The sequence below is a fragment of the Streptomyces sp. NPDC023481 genome, assembly GCF_055560195.1.
Map to the genome: position 1 here is coordinate 146,577 of NZ_JBVHJE010000012.1, position 20,570 is coordinate 167,146.

Here is a 20,570-nt window from a genome sequence, read left to right on the forward strand (position 1 = left end):
TCAAGCGTAGGGCCTGCGCGGGTGGGGGCGGAGCGTGGGAGTGTTGTCACTGTCGGTGATGACGTGAGCCCTGTGAGAGGACGGTGGTACTGGACCGGCGCAACGACCTGACCGGCATCGACCGGTACTGAGCGTCCTCAGCACACCGTCGCCCCCGCCACCGGCCCCGCCGCCGTCCGCACCGATCTGCACGTGCCGGACGTCCGCAGGGCCGCGGCCACCTCCTGCGCCGACTCGGCGTCGCGCGCGAGGAAGGCCGTGGTCGGTCCGGAGCCGGAGACCAGGGTGGTGAGGGCGCCGGCCGCGCGGCCCGCCCGCAGGGTGTCGGTCAGCTCGGGGTACAGGGAGAGGGCCGCGGGCTGGAGGTCGTTCGACACGGACGCCGCCAGTGCTTCCGCGTCGCCCTTGGCCAGCGCGTCCAGCAGTTCCCGCGAGGCCACCGGCTCGGGGACGTTCCGCCCCTCGGCCAGCCGGTCGAACTCCCGGAAGACCGCCGGGGTCGACAGCCCCCGCTCGGCCATCGCGAAGACCCAGTGGAAGGTGCCGCCGGTCTCCAGGGCCGTCAGCCGCTCGCCGCGTCCGACGCCGAGCGCGGCGCCGCCGACCAGGCTGAACGGCACGTCGCTGCCCAGCTCGGCGCAGATCGCGAGCAGCTCGGCGCGCGACGCGCCCGTGCCCCACAGCCTGTCGCAGGCGAGCAGCGCGCCCGCGCCGTCCGCGCTGCCGCCCGCCATGCCGCCGGCGACGGGGATGTCCTTGGCGATGTGGAGGTGCACGGCCGGCTCGATGCCCCGCCGCGCGGCGAGCGCGATCGCCGCGCGGGCGGCGAGGTTGGTGTGGTCCAGGGGCACCTGGCCGGCGTCCGGGCCCTCGCAGGTGATCCGGAGTTCGTCCGCGGGGGTCACCGTGACCTCGTCGTACAGGCCGACCGCGAGGAACACGTTGGCGAGGTCGTGGAACCCGTCCGCGCGGGCGGCGCCGACCGCGAGCTGGACGTTGACCTTGGCGGGGACGCGGACGGTGACGCTCACTGGTTTCCCGGCTCCTTGTGCTCGGCGATGCGCGCGAACTCCTCGACGGTCAGCGACTCCCCGCGCGCCTGCGGCGAGACCCCGGCCGCGACCAGGGCGGCCTCCGCGGCGGCGGCGGACCCGGCCCAGCCGGCCAGCGCCGCCCGCAGCGTCTTGCGGCGCTGGGCGAAGGCCGCGTCGACGACCGCGAAGACCTCCCTCCTGGAGGCCGTCGTCTTGATCGGCTCGGTCCGGCGGACGAGCGAGACCAGGCCGCTGTCGACGTTCGGCGCGGGCCAGAAGACGTTGCGGCCGATGGCCCCGGCCCGCTTCACCTCGGCGTACCAGTTGGCCTTCACGGACGGGACGCCGTACACCTTGTTGCCGGGCGCGGCGGCGAGCCGGTCGGCGACCTCGGACTGCACCATGACGAGGGTGCGCTTGATGCTCGGAAAGGTTTCGAGCATGTGCAGCAGCACGGGTACGGCGACGTTGTACGGCAGGTTCGCCACCAGGGCCGTCGGGGCGGGTCCGGGCAGCTCGGTGACGTGCATCGCGTCGGAGTGGACCAGCGCGAACCGGCCGGCGCGCCCGGGCATGCGGGCGGCGACGGTCGCGGGCAGCGCGCCGGCCAGGACGTCGTCGATCTCGACGGCGGTGACCCGGTCGGCGACCTCCAGCAGCGCGAGGGTGAGCGAGCCGAGACCCGGGCCGACCTCCACGACCACGTCGTCCGCGCGGACGTCGGCGGTGCGGACGATACGGCGGACCGTGTTGGCGTCGATCACGAAGTTCTGGCCGCGCTGCTTCGTGGGACGGACACCGAGCGCTGCCGCGAGTTCGCGGATGTCGGCCGGACCGAGGAGGGCGTCGGGGGTGGGGCTGCTCACGGGGACAAGGGTACGGGGGCGCCGGGGGCCGGGTGACCAGGTGACCTCGGCCGGGGGCGCGGGATCCCCGCGCCCCCGTGGCCGGGCCGCCGCCGCGGGTCACTTGTGCAGGCGCCCCCCGCAGTGCGGCCAGGGGGCCGTGCCCCGGCGGATGTACAGCTTCTTCGCGCGGTAGGTCTGCTCCTGCGCGGAGGCGTCCTGGGGGCGGCCCTTGCCGCCGAGGGTGTGCCAGGTGTGGTTGTCGAACTGGTAGAGGCCGCCGTACGTGCCGGAGGGGTCGACGGCGTGCGGGCGGCCGCCGGACTCGCAGGCGGCGAGCGCCTGCCAGTTCAGACCCTCGGCGCCGTCCACGGCGGTGGGCCGCGGCTTGGTGCCGACCCGCACCAGCTGCGTGCGCGGTGCGCGCACCACCTCGGTCCGCTCCCGGCGCGGCTTCTGCCGGACGCCGTTGACGGTGCGCACGAGGTAGGTGGTGCGCCGCAGGCCCGGCCGGCCCGGCTGGGCGACGACCTCGGTGCCCTTGAACAGGGAGGGGTCCTCGGTCCGCCGGACCTGGAACGGGATCTGCTCCTCGCGGACCTCCCGGGAACCGGACACGCGGAGCACGGTGATCGTCTGCCCGTCGCGCGGGAAGCTGTCGGGCGGGACGGAGGTGGTGTCCTGGCCGCGCAGGGTGATCCCGGCCTCCTCGACCGCCTCGCGGACGGTGGCCGCGTTGGTGCGGATGGTGCGGGTCCGGCCGTCGGCGAGGACCGTGACCGCGCGTTCGGTGCGCACGTCGAGCGCGAGCCCCGCCCGTCCGATGGGCTGGGAGCGCGAGGTCGACAGGTACGCGCCCTCGGCGCGCACCCCGAGCTGGTCCAGCGCGCCCTCCACCGTGTGCGCGGTCGTCCACACCTCGCGCCGCCGGCCGTCCAGGGTGAGCCGGACGGGGCGGCCGTAGCGCACCGCCACCTCGTCGCCGCTGGCGAGCGCCGTACCGGGGGCGGGCGCGATCACGTCGTGCTCCCCCACCGGTACGCCCTCCTCGGTGAGCAGCTCGCCCACGTCGTCGGCGAAGGTGTGCAGGGTGCGCGGCCGGCCGTCGACGCTCAGCTCGACCGCCTTGTCCTGGGCGACGAAGGCGCTGGTGCCGCCGGCCAGGAAGGCCACGACCAGCGCCTGTGGCAGCAGCCGGCGCATGGTGGACTCCGGGCGCTCGGCGGAGCGCGCCCGGCGCCTGCGCGCGGCCCGCCCCCCGGTCGCCGTGGCCGGCGCCGGTTCGGGGGCCGCCGTCCCGGGAGCGCCGGTCGCCTGCCGGGGCACCGGCACCGGCACCGGCTGCTCCGTGACGAAGTAGGCCTCCGCCTCGTAGGCGGGCCGGTAGGTGTCCTGGGACAGGCCGTAGGGCAGGGTCTCCGCGGTGTGGACGGAGGCGTCATGGCCGTAGGGGTCGTACGTCTCGTACTGCGACGTGCTCACGCCGACACGCTCCAGGGGGCTGTCCGGAATCGGGCCCCCAGAACCTAGCGGAGCTCCGGTCACTCTCCAAAGCGGCTCGACTACGTACTGTTGCGCCTCGGACAGGCGCTCAGTAACCGAAGGCGCGTGCGGTGTTGGCGCCCAGGGTGGCCGCCAGCGTGTCCTCGTCGACACCGCGCACGGCGGCCATCGCACGGACGGTGACCGGCACGAGGTACGGGGCGTTGGGCCGCCCGCGGTAGGGCGCCGGGGTCAGGAACGGCGCGTCGGTCTCCACGAGGACCAGCTCCGCCGGGGCGACGGCGAGGGCGTCGCGCAGGTGCTGGGCGTTCTTGAAGGTGACGTTCCCGGCGAAGGACATGAAGTAGCCCTCGCGGGCGCAGATCCCGGCCATCTCGGCGTCGCCGGAGTAGCAGTGGAAGACGGTGCGCTCGGGGGCGCCCTCCTCCTTCAGGATCCGCAGCACGTCGGCGTGGGCGTCGCGGTCGTGGATGACGAGCGCCTTGCCGTGCCGCTTGGCGATCTCGATGTGGGCGCGGAAGGAGCGCTCCTGGGCGGCCACGCCCTCGGGGCCGGTGCGGTAGTGGTCGAGGCCGGTCTCGCCGACGCCCCTGACCTGCGGGAGCGCGGCGAGCCGGTCGATCTCGGCGAGGGCCTCGTCCAGGGCCGCGTCGCCGCCCGCCGGGCGCTCGCCCTGCCGGGGCCGGCCCGCCCGTCGCCCGCCGCCCCCCGTGCCGGAGTCGCTTCGCGGCCCCCCTTCCAGGGGGTCGCCGTGCACGATGCGCGGGGCCTCGTTGGGGTGCAGGGCGACGGCGGCGTGCACGCTCGCGTGGGCGGCGGCGATCTCGGCGGCCCACCGCGAGCCCTGGAGGTCGCAGCCGACCTGGACGACGGTCGTCACGCCCACCGAGGCGGCCTTCGCCAGACCCTCCTCGACCGTGTCGGACTGCATGTCGAGGTGGGTGTGGGAGTCGGCGACGGGCACCCGCAGCGGGGCCGGCAGCGGCGGGGCCGCCTTCTTGTCGTCGTCGCGTGGGCTGTGGCCGGCGTTCGAGGGCATGCCCCGATCCTACGAAAGGGGCATGCCCCGGACGGCCGGTGCCGGGGGCTCAGCTGGCCCGGCGCTGGAACGGGTGCAGCAGGTCGGACAGGTGCCAGTGGTGCGGCTCCTTGGCGGCCGCCCCCGGCTCCCGCGGCGCCTCGACCGGGCCCGCCGGCGGCATCCGGTGCTCCCGCCGCCCGTCCGCGCCGCGCACGGAGGAGACCTGGCCCGCGCGCATGATCCGCACGATGTGGCCGTCGCAGTTCTGGCAGCACGGACGGCTGAGCGGCGACGGCACGACCTGGCCGTCGGCCACGTACAGCACGAACTCCTGCCCCCCGGCGTCCGTGTGGTGCTCTATCTCGTACGACTGCTCCCAGCCGTGCCCGCAGCGCATGCAGGCGAACGAGTACGACTCGTGAACGACGGCTGTGGCCGTACCGCGGAGACCGGTCTGCCCTGCTATGTCACTCATGCCAGCTCCCTGATGCACGGGTGCGTCCCTGATGGACGGGTGCGTCCCTTCGACCAGTGGACGCCTCGTCCGGGCCGAGCGCATCAGGCCTGTCGAGTGTTGGAGGCGATTTGGACATCGCTTGCCAAAGGGACGCGAACGAGACGGCTGGGCTTTGCCATCGACGCCAGCCCTTTGCCCACCCATGGGGCGCGCGCTCACCCGAGAAGAGTCCTGCTCAGAGGCCGGATGCGCCCCTAACGGGGGTCGGCTTTCTTGGCGGCGACCACGGCGTCGAACACGACTCTTTTCGCCAGTCCGGCCTCCGTCGCCACCGCCGCGATGGCCTCCTTGCGGCGCTCGCCGGCCTCCTCGCGCACCCGTACCCGGCGGACCAGCTCCGCCGCGTCCAGCTCCTCGGGCCCGGGCTCGGGCGCGCCCTCGACCACGACGGTGATCTCCCCGCGCACGCCCTCGGCGGCCCACCGCGCCAGCTCGGCGAGCGGACCGCGCCGGACCTCCTCGTACGTCTTGGTCAGCTCGCGGCAGACGGCGGCCCGCCGGTCCGCGCCGAAGACCTCGGCCATCGCGGCGAGGGTGTCGTCGAGCCGGTGCGGGGCCTCGAAGTAGACGAGGGTGCGCCGCTCGCCCGCGACCTCGCGCAGCCGGGACAGCCGCTCGCCGGCCTTGCGGGGCAGGAAGCCCTCGAAGCAGAACCGGTCGACGGGCAGCCCGGACAGGGCGAGCGCGGTGAGCACGGCGGACGGCCCGGGGACGGCGGTGACCCGGATGTCCTGCTCGACGGCGGCCGCGACCAGCCGGTAGCCCGGGTCGGAGACCGACGGCATCCCGGCGTCGGTCACCAGCAGCACCCGCGCGCCGCCGAGCAGCTCCTGGACCAGTTCCGGGGTGCGGGCGGACTCGTTGCCCTCGAAGTACGACAGCACGCGGCCCTTGGGGGTGACGCCGAGCGCCTGGGTGAGCCGGCGCAGCCGCCGGGTGTCCTCGGCGGCGACGACGTCGGCGCCGGCCAGCTCCTCGGCGAGCCGGGGCGGCGCGTCCGCGATGTCGCCGATGGGGGTACCTGCCAGGACAAGGGTTCCAGTCACGCCCCCATCCTCCCAGGAGTTCCGGGGGCCGTTCCGGGGGTCACGCGTCCGGGGGGTGAACGGACCGTGTCCCGACCGGTACCTCACATGCACGGGACTCGCACAGGCCGGTTCCCTACGATGGCGCGGTGACCAGTACCGCGTCCTCCATGGACCTCCGGCAGGGGCAGGCACCGCACGACCAGCGGCCGTCGTGGCAGCAGCGGCTGCGCCGATTCGGGTACGCGCCGGCCGCGGACGCGCCCTCGGGCGACGTACGCGACCGGCTGGTGCCGCCGTACGCCGAGCCGAGCCCCCGGCTGTGGCGGGTGCTCGGCGTGTCGCCGGTCCTCGCCGAACGGCTCGCCCGCTGGTCGGGCTGGGCCGGGCCGCTGCTGGTGACGCTGGTGGCGGGCGTCATGCGGTTCTGGAACCTGGGCAGCCCGCGCGCGGTGATATTCGACGAGACGTACTACGCCAAGGACGCGTGGGCGCTGGTCCACCGCGGCTTCGAGGTCAGCTGGGACCAGTACGGCAAGAACGCCAACGACCTGGTGCTCCAGCAGGGCGGCCATCTGGCGGTCCCGACGGACCCGGCGTACGTGGTGCACCCGCCGGTCGGCAAGTACGTCATCGGGCTCGGCGAGCTGGTCTTCGGGTTCGACCCGTTCGGCTGGCGGTTCATGACGGCGCTGCTCGGCACGCTGAGCGTGCTGCTGCTGTGCCGGATCGGCCGCCGGATGTTCCGCTCGACGTTCCTGGGCTGCCTGGCGGGCGCGCTGATGGCGGTGGACGGCCTGCACTTCGTGATGAGCCGGACCTCGCTGCTCGACGGCGTGCTGATGTTCTTCGTGGTGGCCGCGTTCGGCTGTCTGGTCGTGGACCGGGACCGGGCGCGGGAGAGACTGGCGGTCGCGCTGCCGGTCCCGGCGGACGGCCGGGTGCGGCCGGACGCGCGGGTCGCGGACACGTTCCGGTTCGGGTGGCGTCCGTGGCGCTGGACGGCCGGGGTGATGCTGGGCCTGGCCGTGGGCACGAAGTGGAACGGCCTGTACGTCCTGGCCGCGTTCTGTGTGATGACGGTCCTGTGGGACGTCGGCAGCCGCAAGGTGGCCGGCGCCCGCCACCCGTACCGCGCCGTCCTCAAGTACGACACCGGGCTCGCCTTCGTGGCGACGGTCCCGGTGGCGCTGGTGGTGTACCTGGCCTCCTGGACGGGCTGGATCCTCTCCCCGACGAACGGCAGGGGCGGCTACTACCGCAACTGGGCGGCCACCGACGGCAAGGGCGGCACCTGGTCGTTCCTGCCGGACTGGCTGCGCAGCCTGTGGCACTACGAGCACGAGGTGTACAACTTCCACGTCCACCTCGACCAGCCGCACACGTACCAGTCCAACCCGTGGAGCTGGATCGTGCTGGGCCGCCCGGTGTCGTACTTCTACGAGTCCCCCTCCCCCGGCGCCGACGGCTGCCCGGCGGACGCGGGCCAGAAGTGCGCCCGGGAGGTGCTGGCGATCGGCACCCCGCTGCTGTGGTGGGCGGCCTGCTTCGCGATCGCCTACGTCCTGTGGCGCTGGGCGTTCCGTCGCGACTGGCGGGCCGGCGCGATCGCCTGCGGCATCGCGGCGGGCTATCTGCCGTGGTTCCTGTACCAGGAGCGGACGATCTTCCTTTTCTACGCGGTCGTCTTCCTGCCCTTCCTGTGCCTGGCGGTGGCGATGATGACCGGCGCGATCATCGGCCCGGCGGGCTCCTCCGACACCCGCCGCGTGGTCGGCGCCTCGGCGGCGGGCGTCCTGGTCCTGTTGATCACCTGGAACTTCGTCTACTTCTGGCCGCTGTACACGGGCACGGCGATCCCGATCGACCAGTGGCGGTCGCGGATGTGGCTGGATACGTGGGTGTAGGACGGGCGCCCGTACCGTCCCGGCCCCCGGGAACATCTCCTTTAGGACAACAATCGGCAACTCCGGTCACCGGCAAGGGACACAACCGCTTACAGTGCTCCAGGACGCCTGTTTTTGAACGCGTTCAACAGGTCGGAGTCGGAGGGGGATCCGCGCCATGCGCAAGGGCGTCAAAGCGGGCGTCGTCAGTGGGGTGTGCGTCGCACTGCTGGGCGGGGCCGGCTACGGGCTCTACAGCTTCGCGTCCGGGCTGGACGGCGGCGGTACGGCGGCCGCGGCGCCCGAGCGGACCGGACCGCCCAGCGGCTCCGAGGTGAAGGAGGCGACCGGCGCCTTCTTCGCCGCCTGGCAGAAGGGCGACGCGGCGACCGCGGCCTCGTACACCAACTACCCCGACTCGGCCCGGCAGCTGCTGACGGCCTACTCCGGTGCCGCGCACATCAGGGAGGTGCGGATCACGCCCGGCCACGCCTCCGGCGACACCGTGCCGTTCACCGTGCGGGCGACGGTGTCGTACGACGGCAGGTCCCGCCCCCTGTCGTACCGCAGCACGCTGACCGTCGTCCGCGGCGAGACCTCGCACCGCGCGCTGGTCGACTGGCAGCCCTCCGTCGTCCACCCCCGCCTGCGCAAGGGGGACACGCTCAGCACCGGCGAGTCGGCCGCCCCGGAGATCGAGGCCGTGGACCGCGACGGCAAGGTGATCACCCGGGTGGCGTACCCCTCCCTCGGTCCGATCCTGGACGAGCTGCGCCGGCGGTACGGCGACAAGACCGGCGGCCGGCCCGGCGTGGAACTCGTGATCCGCCACCAGACGGCCGCCGACGGCAGCCGGCCCGCGGACACCCCGCTGCTGACCCTCGCCAAGGGCAGGCCCGGCAGGCTGCCGACGACGCTCAGCGCGAGCGCCCAGGCGGCGGCCGAGAAGGCCGTGATGAAGTACCCCGAGTCCTCCGTCGTGGCCGTCGAGCCCAGCACCGGCGAGATCCTCGCCATCGCCAACAACCGCGCCGACGGCTTCGACGCGGCCCTCCTCGGCGAACGCGCCCCCGGCTCCACCATGAAGATCATCAGCGCGGCGACCCTCATCGACAACGGCATGACCAGTGCCGGCGGTCCGGCGCCCTGCCCGCCGTCGGCCGTCTGGCAGAGCCAGACCTTCCAGAACCTCAAGGGCCTGGCGCCGGACGAGCACGCCACCCTCGCCGACAGCTTCGCCCGCTCCTGCAACACGGCCTTCGTGAAGTTCGCGGACTCGGTGAAGGTCGACTCCCTCACCCGGGAGGCCGAGGAGCGCTTCGGGCTCGGGCGGAACAACTGGCAGGCCGGCGTGCCGACGTTCGACGGCCGGGTGCCCGCCTCCGGCGGCCCCGACACCGCGGCCAACCTGATCGGCCAGGGCCAGGTGCAGATGAGCCCGCTGAACATGGCGTCCGTGACGGCGACCGCGAAGACCGGCACCTTCCACCAGCCCCTGATCGTCCCGCTGAAGCTGGACGGCCGGGAACCGGCACGCGCGCGCGGACTGTCCCCGGGCACGGCCCAGCAGCTGCGCGCCCTGATGAACCGCACCGCGCGCAGCGGCACCGCGGCCGGCGTGATGGCCGGGCTGCGCGGTGACGTCGGCGCGAAAACCGGGTCGGCCGAGGTCGACGGGGAGGCCAGGTCGGACAGCTGGTTCACCGGCTACCGGGACGACGTCGCGGCGGCGGCCATGGTCCAGGACGGCGGCCACGGCATCGACGCGGCCGGGCCGATTGTCGCAAGCGTGCTACGGAACGCCGGCTGAGATCACCCGTGAAGGCGGGGACTTTAAGGTGAAGGCCGTCGTTGGGGAACGTGAGGGGCGTACGGGGACCCTGGGGAAAGGTGCGGAGGAACTGAGGCTGTGGGCAAGAGAAGGCGCGCCGCCGGGCGGCGCAAGACCCGGCCCGCCGTACTCGGCGGAATGATCGCCGTGGTGGTGGGCGGTGCCGGGTTCGGCGTCTACGCGCTGTACGGCGGGGCCGCGGCCGACGAGCGGACCGGCACCGGGCCCGGCCACCGGACCGTCCGGACCGGGCCGCTCACCGCGGCCGAGGTCCACACGGCCTCCACCCGTTTCCTCACCGCCTGGCAGCACGGCAGGGTCACCGAGGCGGCGGCCGCCACCGACGACCCGTCCGCCGCCGCCAAGCTGCTCACCGGCTACACCAGGGACGCCCGCCTGAAGGACGTCACGCTGACCCCGCGGGCGGCGAAGGGTGCCCGGGTGCCGTTCACGGTGAAGGCGACCGTGGCCTACGAGAAGCTCGGCAAGCCGCTGTCGTACGGCAGTTCGCTCACCGTGGTGCGCCGCGCGAGCGACGGCAGACCGCTGGTCGACTGGCACTCCGCCGTGGTCCACCCCGACCTGGAGGACGGCGACACGCTCGTGACCGGCGAGTCCGGCACCCCTCCGGTCAGGGCCCTGGACCGCGACGGCGGCGAGATCACCGCCGCCAGGTACCCGTCGCTGGGCACGGTGCTGGACGGGCTGCGGGAGAAGTACGGCAAGACGGCGGGCGGCACCGCGGGCGTCGAACTGCGCGTGGTGCGCGGCAAGGCGGCCAGGGCCGCCAAGCTGTCCGACAAGACGCTGGTGGAGCTGAGCAAGGGCACGCCGGGCACCGTGCGGACCACGCTGAGCCCCGCCCTCCAGGCCGCCGCCGAGGAGCAGGTCGCCAAGCGCGCGCGGGCCTCGGTGGTCGCCCTGCGGCCCTCGACCGGGGAGATCCTCGCCGTCGCCAACAGCGGGCACGGCTTCAACACGGCCTTCCAGGGCTCCCTCGCGCCCGGCTCCACGATGAAGGTCATCACGTCGTCGCTGCTGATCGACAAGGGCTTGGCGTCGGCGGACAAGGAGCACCCCTGCCCGAAGACGGTCACCTACGGCGGCTGGAAGTTCCACAACGACGACGACTTCGAGATCAAGGGCGGCACCTTCAAGGCGAGCTTCGCCCGGTCCTGCAACACGGCGTTCATCAGCCAGGCCGGGAAGCTGGCGAACGACGACCTGACCAAGCAGGCCCAGCAGGTCTTCGGGCTGTCGATGAACAACTGGGCGATCGGGGTGCCCAGCTTCGACGGCTCGGTGCCGGTGCAGTCGGCGGCGCAGATGGCGGCCTCGCTCATCGGGCAGGGCGGGGTGCGCATGAACCCGCTGAACATGGCCTCGGTGGCGGCGACCGTGCAGTCGGGCAGCTTCCACCAGCCGTACCTGGTCTCCCCGTCCGTGGACCACCGCACGCTCGCCACGGCCTCGCGCACACTGTCGGCCAGGACGCTGTCCCAGCTGCGCGACCTGATGCGGTACACGGCCGGGTACGGCACCGCGGCCCAGGCGATGGCGGGGCTCGGCCCGGACTACGGCGCGAAGACCGGCTCGGCGGAGGTCGACGGCCAGAAGAAGCCGAACGGCTGGTTCACCGCCTACCGGGGCGACCTCGCCGCCGCCGGCGTGGTCCAGGCGGGCGGGCACGGCGGCGACACGGCCGGACCGATCGTGGCGAAGCTGCTGAAGCTCGGGGGCTGATCAGCCGCTCACGGGTTCGGCGGTGTACGTCCGGCGCAGGAACCGCAGCAGCGCCTTCGACTCGAACTGCACCACCTCGACGCCGTGGTCGGTGTGGAACTCGACCACGGCCTGGACCCGCCCGCAGGGCCACACCCGGACGGCGCCGCTCTCGGCCGGCGCCCGCAGTCCCCGCTCCAGGAGTGCGCGGGAGAAGGTCCACTCGTGCGGTCCGGGCAGTCCCACGCGGACGGACCGGGGATCGGCGTCGGGGTCGTACCGGAGCACGACGGGTACGGCACCCGGGTCGTCCTCGTCCGTCACGATATGAGCGCGCGCGTACTGTTCGACTACAGACATCGGACCGCCCTCTCACGCACGGTGACCTATGCGAAAGCTGTGCATCCGCTTTCCATCAAGCGTCGCACAGTTTCCGGTGGACGCCCCGGTGAGGGACCAGATCGCGCACTGTTGCAAAGGGTTCGCAACAAGGGCCTAAAATCGTCCGGTGCACGTACCTGACGGATTCATCGACGCTCCCACCTCCGCGATCACCGGAGTGGTCGCCGCCGGCGCCCTCGCGGTGAGCCTGCGCGGCGCCCGCCGCGAACTCGACGAGCGCACCGCCCCGCTGGCGGGCCTGGTGGCGGCGTTCATCTTCGCCGTCCAGATGCTCAACTTCCCGGTCGCCGCCGGCACCAGCGGACATCTGCTGGGCGGGGCGCTGGCCGCGATACTCGTCGGCCCCTACACAGCCGTGCTCTGCGTGTCGGTCGTGCTGCTCATGCAGGGCGTGCTGTTCGCCGACGGCGGGCTGACCGCGCTCGGCGTGAACATCACCGACATGGCGATCGTCACGACGGTCGTCTCCTACGCCGTCTTCCGCGGTCTGCTCGCCGTGCTGCCCCGCAAGCGGCGCACGGTGACCGTCGCCTCCTTCGTCGCCGCGCTGGTGTCCGTGCCGGCCGCCGCGGTGGCGTTCACACTGATCTACGCGCTCGGCGGCACCACCGACGTCCCCCTCGGCAAGGTCGCCACCGCGATGATCGGGGTGCACGTGCTGATCGGCATCGGCGAGGCGGTCATCACCGCGCTCACGGTCGGCGCCGTCGTCGCCGTACGCCCCGACCTGGTGCACGGGGCGCGCGGGCTGCGGCAGCGGCTCCAGCTGCGCGTGGACGGCGCGCTCGTCGACGTCCCGGCCCCCACGGCGCCCGTGGCGGCGCGCACCTCGCGTCGCACCCTGTGGATCACCGGTCTCGTCACCTCCCTGGTCCTCGCCGGCTTCGTCAGCTTCTACGCCTCCGCCAGCCCCGACGGACTGGAGAAGGTCGCGCACGACAAGGGCATCGACAAGAAGGCGGAGAAGCACGCCACGTCCGGTTCGCCGCTGGCCGACTACGGCGTGAAGGACATCGCCGACGCCCGGCTGTCCGGCGGCCTCGCCGGTGTGATCGGCGTCGGTGTCACGATCGTCGCGGGCAGCGCGGTGTTCTGGGCACTGCGCCGGCGGCGCACCGACGACGTCTCCCCCGCCGGCACCGGTCTCTGACGTGGGAGCGGGGCACGCACACCGGCTCTACCGGCACGGGCACTCGCCCGTGCACGGTCTGCCGCCGCACACCAAGATCGCCGCGGCCTTCCTGTTCGTGGTGGTCGTGGTGTCGACCCCGCGCGAGGCGATGTGGGCGTTCGCGGTGTACGCCGTGCTGCTCGCGGCCGTCGCGTTCCACGCCCGTGTGCCCGCCGGGTTCCTGCTCGGGCGGCTGCTGATCGAGGTGCCGTTCGTCGCGTTCGCGGTGCTCATGCCGTTCGTGGCGGAGGGCGACCGGGTGCACGTCCTGGGGCTCTCGCTGAGCGTGAACGGGCTGTGGGGCGCCTGGAACGTGCTCGCCAAGGGCACGCTCGGCGTCGCCGCCTCCGTGCTGCTGGCCGCCACCACCGAGCTGCGCGAGCTGCTCCTCGGGCTCCAGCGGCTGAGGCTCCCGCCGCTGCTCGTGCAGATCGCGTCCTTCATGATCCGCTACGGCGACGTCATCACCGACGAGATGCGCCGGATGCGGATCGCCCGGGAGTCGCGCGGCTTCGAGGCGAGGGGCGTGCGGCACTGGGGCGTGCTCGCCAAGTCCGCCGGCGCGCTGTTCATCCGCTCCTACGAGCGCGGGGAGCGCGTGCACCTGGCCATGGTGAGCCGGGGGTACGCCGGCGCGATGCCGGTCATCGACGAGGTGACCGCGTCCCGCGCGCAGTGGCGGGGCGCGCTCGCCCTGCCCGGTGCCGCCCTCGTCGTCTGTCTGCTGGGATGGGTACTGTGACAGCTTCTCTGGAGGTCTCCGGCCTCGCCTTCGCCTACCCCGACGGCCACCAGGCCCTGTTCGGCGTGGACTTCTCCCTCGCGCACGGCGAACGGGTCGCCCTGCTCGGCCCGAACGGCGCCGGCAAGACGACCCTGGTGCTGCACCTCAACGGCATCCTGGGCGGCGGCACCGGCACGGTGACCGTGGCCGGGCTGCCGGTCGGCAAGCGGCACATGGCCGCGATCCGGCAGAAGGTCGGCATCGTCTTCCAGGACCCGGACGACCAGCTCTTCATGCCGACCGTGCGCGAGGACGTGGCGTTCGGGCCGGCCGCCGCCGGGATCCGGGGGGCCGCGCTGGAGGAGCGGGTGCGCACCGCGCTGGAGCGGGTCGGGATGCTGGACTTCGCCGGCCGGCCGCCGCACCACCTGTCCTTCGGGCAGCGCCGCCGGGTCGCGGTGGCCACCGTGCTCGCCATGGAGCCGGAGATCCTGGTCCTGGACGAGCCGTCCTCCAACCTGGACCCGGCCTCCCGCCGGGAACTCGCCGACATCCTGCGCTCCCTGGACGTCACCGTCCTCATGGTCACGCACGACCTGCCGTACGCCCTGGAGCTGTGCCCGCGCTCGCTCATCCTGAGCGACGGGGTGATCGCGGCGGACGGCCCGACGGCCGCGCTGCTGTCCGACGAGGAGCTGATGCGGGCGCACCGGCTGGAGCTGCCGTTCGGCTTCGACCCGAAGTCCGTGGCCATGGGCGCGTAGGGCGCGGCAACGCCCATGTAACGATTTCGCGAGGGCGATCCCGCCGAGGAATCGCAGGCGCGATCGCCATGTTGCACCCACAGTCGCAGGCAATCGGAAGGGACGGCGGGCGTGGAGGTGGACGTGAACGGCACGGTGGCCGAGGGCTTCGAGCCGGTCAGGGAGGCGTTCGCCGCGAACTTCGCGCTGCTCGGCGAGCGCGGCGCGGCCGTCGCCGTCTACCGCGACGGACACCGGGTCGTGGATCTGCGGGCCGGCACGGCGGACGTGGACGGCACGGCCCCCTGGGAACCCGGCACCGCGCAGATCGTGCGCTCGGCCACCAAGGGCGTCGCCGCCGCCGCGCTGCTGCTCCTGCACCAGCGCGGCGATCTCGACCTGGACGCCCCGGTCGGCACGTACTGGCCGGAGTACAAGGCGGCCGGCAAGGAGCACACGCGGGTATGGCACCTGCTGGCGCACCGCGCGGGCGTCCCCGTGCTGGACCGCCCGCTGACCCCCGCCGAGGCCGCCGACCCCGACCGGGGCGCCGCGGCCGTCGCCGCGCAGGCCCCGGTGTGGGAGCCGGGCACCGGCCACGGCTACCACGCGCAGACCTACAGCTGGCTCACCGGTGAACTGATCCGCCGGGTCACCGGCCGTCCGGCCGGCGAGTGGATCGCGCAGGAGATCGCCGGGCCGGCCGGCGCGGACCTGTGGCTGGGCCTGCCCGCGTCGGAGCACGCGCGCGTGGGCCGCGTCGGCCCGGTGGACGCCCCGGAGAGCGCGGGCGGCCTGAGGACCCGCCCCAAGCGCGCGGTCGCCGAGGCCTACGCCGACCCCGAGTCCCTGACCCGGCGCGCCTTCGCCGCGATCACCCCGCTCCCCGACGAGAACGACCCCGCCTACCGCGCCGCCGCCCTGCCCGCCTCCAACGGCATCGCCACGGCCGACGGACTGGCCCGCTTCTACGCCTCGCTCATCGGCGAGGTCGAAGGCGGCACCCGGCTGTTCACCCCGCGGACGGTGGAGCTGGCCCGCGCCGAGCGGTCCGCCGGGCCGGACCGGGTCCTGGTGGTGGGCACCCGGTTCGGCCTCGGGTACATGCTGCACGGCGCCGCGTCCCCGCTGCTCTCCCCCGGTTCCTTCGGCCACCCCGGCCGCGGGGGCGCCCTCGCCTTCGCCGACCCGGAGTCGGGCATCGCCTTCGGCTACGTCACCAACGGCTTCCGCAAGAGCGTCACGGCGGACCCGAGGGCGCAGGCGCTGGTACGGGCGGTCCGCACGGCGCTCGCCTGATCCGCGGGGCGCCCCGGCGCCCCCCGGCCGCAGGCCGCCGGCCGCCGTCAGACGAGGATCGCCGCCGCGGATCGCCTCAGACGTGGATCGGGTGCGAGGTCCGCCCGGACGCCGCGTCGATCTCCTCGTGGGCCTTGGTCAGCAGCTCCATGGCCAGTTCGTTCAGGGCGCGGGCACCCGCGATCTCCTCGCCGACCCGGGGCTGGTTCGCGTCGATGCGGTGCCGGCTGGCGCGGCCGTGGGCCCGTACCTCGGAGCCGTCGGGCAAGCGCACCAGCGCCACCGCGCGCGTGTGCTGATCGTCCTCCATGAACTCCAGCTCGACATGCCATCCGACAGTGGTGTGCATCATGACGGCCACCTCCCTGGACTCGCTGTCTCCAGGGTGCGCCTCGCCACCCGGCCCGTCATGTCGGCCGCCGGGCGCTAACCGGCGCGCAGCATCAGCCCGATGCCCAGGACCAGCAGGGCCGCCGCCGCGATCCGCGGGGCGCCGAAGCGCTCCTTGAAGAACAGGGCGCCGATGGCCGCGCCGACGATGATGGACGACTCGCGCAGGGCGGCGACCGGGGCGAGCGCGGCACGGGTCTGGGCCCACAGCACCAGGGCGTAGGCGGCGACGGACAGGGCGGCGCCGAGGAGGCCGAGGGCCGCGTACGGCCGCAGCAGCCGTACCGTGTCGGCACGCGCGCGTGCGTACAGGAACACGGGTATCACCGCGCCCTGGAGGGCCATCAGCCAGGCGATGTACCCGAGGGAGGTGCCCGAGGCCCGTACGCCCAGGCCGTCGAGGAGGGTGTACACGGCGATCGTCAGACCGGTGGCGAGGGCCGCGCCGATCGCCTTCCAGTCGGGCCGCCTCCCGCGCAGCCCCCACAGGCTGACGCCGGTCAGACCCAGGCAGGACACGGCGATACCGGCGAGCGCCCAGGCGCCGGGCACCTCGTGCGCGAAGACGGCGGCGAGCAGCGTGACGACGAGCGGGGCGCTGCCGCGCGCGATGGGGTACGCCTGCCCGAAGTCGCCCAGCCGGAACGAGGTCATCAGCAGGGCGTAGTAGGCGATGTGCACGACCGCCGAGGTGCACAGGTACGGCCAGGCGGCGCCGGCCGGGAGCGCGGTGAACGGGGTCATCGCGAGCCCGATCAGCAGCCCGCCGCCGGAGATCAGGGCGAAGCCGGCCAGCTTGTCGGTGATGCGGTGCGCGATGGCGTTCCAGCCGGCGTGGGTGAAGGCGGCGAGCAGCACGGCCGCCGCGACCAGCGGCGTCACGCGGACCGCTCGCGCACGTCCACGAGGGTCGCGCCCGCGTGGGCGACGAGTTCCTCCGGCGCGATCGGGAAGACGCTGTACGGCGTCCCGGCCGCGGCCCACACCAGGTCGTGCGCGAGGAGCGAGCGGTCGGCGAGGACACGCGTGCGCGTGCGGTGCCCGAAGGGCGGTACACCCCCGATGGCGTACCCGGTGGTCTCGCGGACCACGGCGGCGTCGGCCCGGGTGACCTGCCGGGCGCCCAGCTCCCGCCGTACCCGCTCGACGTCCACCCGGGAGGCGCCGTCCACGAGGACCAGCACCGGGACCCCGTCGGCGGCGAAGACCAGCGACTTGCAGATCCGGCTCGGCTCGCACCCGATCGCGGCGGCGGCCTCGGCCGCGGTCCGGGTGGCCTCGGGGAAGCTCCGGACCCGGACGAGCACCTCGCCGAGTCCCGATTCCTCCAGTGCGGCGGCGAAACGAGGATGCGCGGTCGTCGTCATGGCCGCACGCTAACGCGTCACTGCGTGGTACACGAAACGAGTTCCGGGGAGGCGGCCGGACGGGAGGGCCGGTGAGGGCGCGGTCCCGTCCCCACGGGCACCCTCACCGGCGGCCACGTCCGTCGCGAGCGGTACGTCAGGCGCGTACCAGCTCCTTCTCCCCGTCGGGGTCGGCCGCGGTGCGCAGCGCCTCGCCCTCGACGTCGACGTTGGGCAGCACGCGGTCCAGCCACTTCGGCAGCCACCAGGCCCGCTTGCCGAGCAGGGCGAGGACCGCCGGGACGATGGCCATGCGGACGAGGAACGCGTCGAAGAAGACGGCGACCGCGAGGCCGAAGCCGATCATCTTGACCATCGACTCGCTGGAGCCGATGAAGCCCGAGAAGACGGCGATCATGATGACGGCGGCGGCGGTGACGACCCGGGCGCCGTGCCGGAAGCCGGTGACGACCGCCTGCCCCGGCCTCTCGCCGTGGACGTAGGCCTCCCGCATCCGGGTCACGAGGAACACCTCGTAGTCCATCGCGAGGCCGAAGACGACGCCCACCATGAAGATCGGCATCATCGACATCACCGGGCCGGTCTGCTCGACGTTCATCAGACCGGACAGCCAGCCCCACTGGAAGACCGCGACGACGGCGCCGAGCGCGGCCGTCACCGACAGCAGGAAGCCGAGGGCCGCCTTCAGCGGGACCAGCACCGAGCGGAAGACCACGATCAGCAGCAGGAAGGCCAGGCCGACCACGAGGGCCAGGTACGGCAGGAGCGCGTCGTTCAGCTTCTGCGAGACGTCGATGTTCATGGCCGTCGAGCCGGTGACCAGGACCGTGGAGTCGGTGTCCCGGGCGATGTCCCCGCCCTTGTCGCGGATGGCGTGCACCAGGTCCTCGGTGGTCGCCGAGGACGGCTTGGACCGGGGTACGACCGTGATCGTCGCGGTGTCACCGGCCTTGTTGGGCGTGGCCGGGGTGACGGTGACGACGTCCTTCAGGCCCTTGATCTGGTCGCCGGCCTCGGTGAACGCGGCCTTGGGGTCGGCGCTGCCCTTGGCGTCGACGACGACCATCAGGGGGCCGTTGAAGCCGGGTCCGAAGCCCTCGGAGAGGAGGTCGTAGGCGCGTCGCTGGGTGGTGGAGACGGGCTGGGAGCCGTCGTCGGGCAGGCCCAGCTCCAGGGACGACGCCGGGATCGCCGCGGCGCCGAGGCCGATCACACCGAGCAGGAGGACGGCGACCGGGCGGCGGACGACGAAGCCTGCCCAGCGGGTGCCCATGTTGGGGCGGCCGGGGTTCCTCGGCGCCCGGCCGCCGCCGAGCAGCCTGCTCTTCTCGCCGGCCGGCCTGACCCTGCGGCCGGCGTAGCCGAGCAGCGCCGGGATCAGGGTCAGGGCGATGAGGACGGCGACGGCGACCGTGCCCGCGGCCGCGACGCCCATCTTGGTCAGCATCGGGATGTTGACGACCGACAGGCCGACCAGGGCGATGACGACGGTCAGGCCGGCGAAGACCACCGCCGAGCCCGCCGTGCCGACCGCGCGCCCGGCGGCCTCCTCGCGCTCGCGGCCCTCGGCGAGTTCGCCGCGGTAGCGGGAGACGATGAACAGGGCGTAGTCGATGCCGACGGCGAGGCCGATCATCGAGGCGAGGGTGGAGGTGGTGGAGCCCAGGTCCAGGGCGCCGGCCAGCGCGGTGATCGTGGACACCCCGATGCCGACCCCGATGAGGGCGGTGAGCAGCGGGAACCCGGCCGCGAGCAGCGAGCCGAAGGTGATCACCAGGACGACCGCGGCGACCGCGATGCCGATGACCTCGCTGGAGCCGGTCTCGGGCGTCGCGTTGAGCGCGTCACCGCCGACCTCGACGGTGAGACCCGCGTCGCGGGCGTGCTGCGCGGCCGCCTTCAGGCCGTCCCGGGAGGAGTCCGCCAGCTCCATGCCGGAGACGTCGTACTTCACCGAGGCGTAGGCGATGGTGCCGTTCCTGCTGACGGCGTGCCCGGCGTAGGGGTCGGCGACCGAGGTGACCTCGGAGCCGGTTCGCAGTTCCCTGACGGTCTTCTCGACGGTCGCCTTGTTGAGGGCGTCCGTCATCTTCTCGCCCTTCGGGGCCTTGAAAACGACCCGGGCGGTGGCGCCGTCGGCGCTCATCCCGGGAAAGCGCTGTTCCAGCAGGTCGAAGGCCTTCTGGGCCTCGGTGCCGGGAATGGAGAAGGACGTGTTGCCGGCGGCCGGCGCGGAGGCGGCGCCCACCCCGGCGAGGGTGAGCAGCGCGATCCATATGAGGGCGACGAAGTGCCGTCGCCTGAAGGCGAGACGGCCGAGTTTGTAGAGGAACGTGGCCACGGAGGCGTACTCCCGGTCAGGTCGTGGGTTTCAGCGGGCAGGGGTGATCAGCCCGACGACGTGAGCGGTGACGTCAGGTGGTGGGCTTGCCGGGGAAGAGCGTGGATCAGGAGGTGGAGGCGCCGAGGGCGGGGAGGACCACGGCGTCGATGTACGAAAGGAGGAAGTCCTGCGTCGGCGGCTGTTCGTCGATGAGGCTGCGGGCGGCGAACGCGCCGATCATCATGTGGATCACGAAGTCGATCGCCGGGTTGTCCGCACGGACCTCGCCCCGGTCGATCGCGCGTTGCAGCACGCGGCGGAACTCCGCCGTCTCCGGTTCGACGAGGTGCTCCCGGAACGCCTTGAGCAGATCCGGGTTGCCGTGCACCGCCATGGCCAGGCCCCGCATCAGCGCGGAGTTCTGCTCCATCTCGCAGTCGTCCACACGCAGGGTCATCGCGTGCAGGTCGCCCTTGAGCGAGCCGGTGTCGACTGCGCCGGCCCGGCCCGGCTTGTTGTGCCGCACCGCCTTGGCGACCAGTTCGGCCTTGCCGCCCCACTGGCGGTAGAGCGTGGCCTTGCTGGACCGGGTGCGGGCGGCCACGGCGTCCATGGTCAGGGCGTCGTAGCCGACCTCTCGGAGCAGGTCGAGCACGGCGTCGTACAGCTCGGCCTCGCGCTCGGGCGTGATCCGGCTGCGCCGTGCCGCGGCAGTGGCTTCGGTCATGCCCGTCACCTTCCCACTCCGGCTCGTCGTCTTCCGTACA

The 20,570-nt window shown here is 73.4% G+C and carries 19 protein-coding genes; 7 read left to right on the forward strand and 12 right to left on the reverse strand.

The genetic code is table 11. From position 1 onward, the window contains the following. Positions 1–137: 137 nt before the first annotated feature. The 6 genes from ACZ3ZD_RS23395 to rsmI form a co-directional block, all read right to left on the reverse strand. On the reverse strand, positions 138–1,031 hold the full coding sequence (locus ACZ3ZD_RS23395) for a 4-(cytidine 5'-diphospho)-2-C-methyl-D-erythritol kinase (RefSeq protein ID WP_467400498.1): 894 nt from the start codon (positions 1,029–1,031) through the stop codon (positions 138–140). Next, positions 1,028–1,900 carry a 16S rRNA (adenine(1518)-N(6)/adenine(1519)-N(6))-dimethyltransferase RsmA gene (gene rsmA / locus ACZ3ZD_RS23400; protein ID WP_467400500.1) on the reverse strand — a complete coding sequence of 291 codons (873 nt, stop codon included), beginning with the start codon at positions 1,898–1,900 and terminating at the stop codon, positions 1,028–1,030. The genes ACZ3ZD_RS23395 and rsmA overlap by 4 nt, the downstream gene beginning before the upstream one ends. Positions 1,901–1,999: 99 nt before the next feature. Continuing rightward, positions 2,000–3,361 carry a ubiquitin-like domain-containing protein gene (locus ACZ3ZD_RS23405; RefSeq protein WP_467400503.1) on the reverse strand — a complete coding sequence of 454 codons (1,362 nt, stop codon included), beginning with the start codon at positions 3,359–3,361 and terminating at the stop codon, positions 2,000–2,002. A 109-nt stretch (positions 3,362–3,470) separates the two neighbouring features. Beyond that, complete coding sequence (locus ACZ3ZD_RS23410) at positions 3,471–4,421, reverse strand: TatD family hydrolase (RefSeq protein WP_467400505.1); 951 nt, start codon at positions 4,419–4,421, stop codon at positions 3,471–3,473. A 49-nt stretch (positions 4,422–4,470) separates the two neighbouring features. Continuing rightward, positions 4,471–4,878 carry a hypothetical protein gene (locus ACZ3ZD_RS23415; RefSeq protein ID WP_467400508.1) on the reverse strand — a complete coding sequence of 136 codons (408 nt, stop codon included), beginning with the start codon at positions 4,876–4,878 and terminating at the stop codon, positions 4,471–4,473. A gap of 236 nt (positions 4,879–5,114) precedes the next feature. Continuing rightward, positions 5,115–5,966 carry a 16S rRNA (cytidine(1402)-2'-O)-methyltransferase gene (rsmI, locus tag ACZ3ZD_RS23420; RefSeq protein WP_467400510.1) on the reverse strand — a complete coding sequence of 284 codons (852 nt, stop codon included), beginning with the start codon at positions 5,964–5,966 and terminating at the stop codon, positions 5,115–5,117. 128 nt (positions 5,967–6,094) lie between these two features. Between rsmI and ACZ3ZD_RS23425 the strand changes: the two genes are divergently transcribed. The 3 genes from ACZ3ZD_RS23425 to ACZ3ZD_RS23435 all read left to right on the forward strand — a co-directional run bounded on the left by ACZ3ZD_RS23425 (position 6,095) and on the right by ACZ3ZD_RS23435 (position 11,405). Beyond that, positions 6,095–7,852 (forward strand): dolichyl-phosphate-mannose--protein mannosyltransferase, encoded by a 1,758-nt coding sequence (locus tag ACZ3ZD_RS23425; protein ID WP_467400513.1) that lies wholly within the window; start codon positions 6,095–6,097, stop codon positions 7,850–7,852. A gap of 157 nt (positions 7,853–8,009) precedes the next feature. Beyond that, positions 8,010–9,641, forward strand: a complete 1,632-nt coding sequence (locus ACZ3ZD_RS23430) for a penicillin-binding transpeptidase domain-containing protein (RefSeq protein WP_467400515.1) — start codon at positions 8,010–8,012, stop codon at positions 9,639–9,641. A 99-nt stretch (positions 9,642–9,740) separates the two neighbouring features. Beyond that, positions 9,741–11,405: a penicillin-binding transpeptidase domain-containing protein gene (locus tag ACZ3ZD_RS23435; protein ID WP_467400517.1), complete on the forward strand. Its 1,665-nt coding sequence runs from the start codon at positions 9,741–9,743 to the stop codon at positions 11,403–11,405. Here ACZ3ZD_RS23435 and ACZ3ZD_RS23440 read toward each other — a convergent pair whose 3' ends face one another. Beyond that, entirely contained in the window at positions 11,406–11,744 is a 339-nt protein-coding gene (locus ACZ3ZD_RS23440) for an SsgA family sporulation/cell division regulator (RefSeq protein ID WP_467400520.1), read from the reverse strand. 148 nt (positions 11,745–11,892) lie between these two features. Between ACZ3ZD_RS23440 and ACZ3ZD_RS23445 the strand changes: the two genes are divergently transcribed. From ACZ3ZD_RS23445 to ACZ3ZD_RS23460, 4 genes are all read left to right on the forward strand, one after another. Beyond that, the gene (locus ACZ3ZD_RS23445) at positions 11,893–12,936 is read left to right on the forward strand and encodes an energy-coupling factor ABC transporter permease (RefSeq protein ID WP_467400522.1); all 1,044 of its coding nucleotides are present in this window, start codon (positions 11,893–11,895) and stop codon (positions 12,934–12,936) included. 1 nt (position 12,937) lies between these two features. After that, positions 12,938–13,699 (forward strand): cobalt ECF transporter T component CbiQ, encoded by a 762-nt coding sequence (cbiQ, locus tag ACZ3ZD_RS23450; RefSeq protein ID WP_467400525.1) that lies wholly within the window; start codon positions 12,938–12,940, stop codon positions 13,697–13,699. Then, a complete protein-coding gene (locus ACZ3ZD_RS23455; RefSeq protein WP_467400528.1) occupies positions 13,687–14,445 on the forward strand; it encodes an energy-coupling factor ABC transporter ATP-binding protein in 759 nt (252 codons plus the stop codon). The genes cbiQ and ACZ3ZD_RS23455 overlap by 13 nt, the downstream gene beginning before the upstream one ends. Positions 14,446–14,562: 117 nt before the next feature. Beyond that, on the forward strand, positions 14,563–15,723 hold the full coding sequence (locus tag ACZ3ZD_RS23460; protein ID WP_467400842.1) for a serine hydrolase domain-containing protein: 1,161 nt from the start codon (positions 14,563–14,565) through the stop codon (positions 15,721–15,723). A gap of 76 nt (positions 15,724–15,799) precedes the next feature. Here ACZ3ZD_RS23460 and ACZ3ZD_RS23465 read toward each other — a convergent pair whose 3' ends face one another. The 5 genes from ACZ3ZD_RS23465 to ACZ3ZD_RS23485 all read right to left on the reverse strand — a co-directional run bounded on the left by ACZ3ZD_RS23465 (position 15,800) and on the right by ACZ3ZD_RS23485 (position 20,530). Beyond that, entirely contained in the window at positions 15,800–16,075 is a 276-nt protein-coding gene (locus tag ACZ3ZD_RS23465) for a DUF1876 domain-containing protein (protein ID WP_467400531.1), read from the reverse strand. Between the two features lie 74 nt (positions 16,076–16,149). Beyond that, positions 16,150–16,995 (reverse strand): EamA family transporter, encoded by an 846-nt coding sequence (locus ACZ3ZD_RS23470; RefSeq protein WP_467400533.1) that lies wholly within the window; start codon positions 16,993–16,995, stop codon positions 16,150–16,152. Further along, positions 16,992–17,480: a YbaK/EbsC family protein gene (locus ACZ3ZD_RS23475; protein WP_467400536.1), complete on the reverse strand. Its 489-nt coding sequence runs from the start codon at positions 17,478–17,480 to the stop codon at positions 16,992–16,994. The genes ACZ3ZD_RS23470 and ACZ3ZD_RS23475 overlap by 4 nt, the downstream gene beginning before the upstream one ends. 136 nt (positions 17,481–17,616) lie before the next feature. Continuing rightward, complete coding sequence (locus tag ACZ3ZD_RS23480) at positions 17,617–19,821, reverse strand: MMPL family transporter (protein WP_467400538.1); 2,205 nt, start codon at positions 19,819–19,821, stop codon at positions 17,617–17,619. Positions 19,822–19,927: 106 nt separating this feature from the next. Beyond that, a complete protein-coding gene (locus ACZ3ZD_RS23485) occupies positions 19,928–20,530 on the reverse strand; it encodes a TetR/AcrR family transcriptional regulator (RefSeq protein WP_467400540.1) in 603 nt (200 codons plus the stop codon). Positions 20,531–20,570 lie beyond the last annotated feature (40 nt).

Excerpts from the sequence above, each read along its gene's own strand:
- ACZ3ZD_RS23440 (WP_467400520.1), bottom strand. The coding sequence starts at position 11,744 with ATGTCTGTAGTCGAACAGTACGCGCGCGCTCATATCGTGACGGACGAG.
- ACZ3ZD_RS23430 (WP_467400515.1), top strand. The coding sequence starts at position 8,010 with ATGCGCAAGGGCGTCAAAGCGGGCGTCGTCAGTGGGGTGTGCGTCGCA.
- ACZ3ZD_RS23465 (WP_467400531.1), bottom strand. The coding sequence starts at position 16,075 with ATGATGCACACCACTGTCGGATGGCATGTCGAGCTGGAGTTCATGGAG.
- ACZ3ZD_RS23475 (WP_467400536.1), bottom strand. The coding sequence starts at position 17,480 with ATGACGACGACCGCGCATCCTCGTTTCGCCGCCGCACTGGAGGAATCG.
- ACZ3ZD_RS23410 (WP_467400505.1), bottom strand. The coding sequence starts at position 4,421 with ATGCCCTCGAACGCCGGCCACAGCCCACGCGACGACGACAAGAAGGCG.
- ACZ3ZD_RS23485 (WP_467400540.1), bottom strand. The coding sequence starts at position 20,530 with ATGACCGAAGCCACTGCCGCGGCACGGCGCAGCCGGATCACGCCCGAG.
- ACZ3ZD_RS23415 (WP_467400508.1), bottom strand. The coding sequence starts at position 4,878 with ATGAGTGACATAGCAGGGCAGACCGGTCTCCGCGGTACGGCCACAGCC.
- ACZ3ZD_RS23455 (WP_467400528.1), top strand. The coding sequence starts at position 13,687 with ATGGGTACTGTGACAGCTTCTCTGGAGGTCTCCGGCCTCGCCTTCGCC.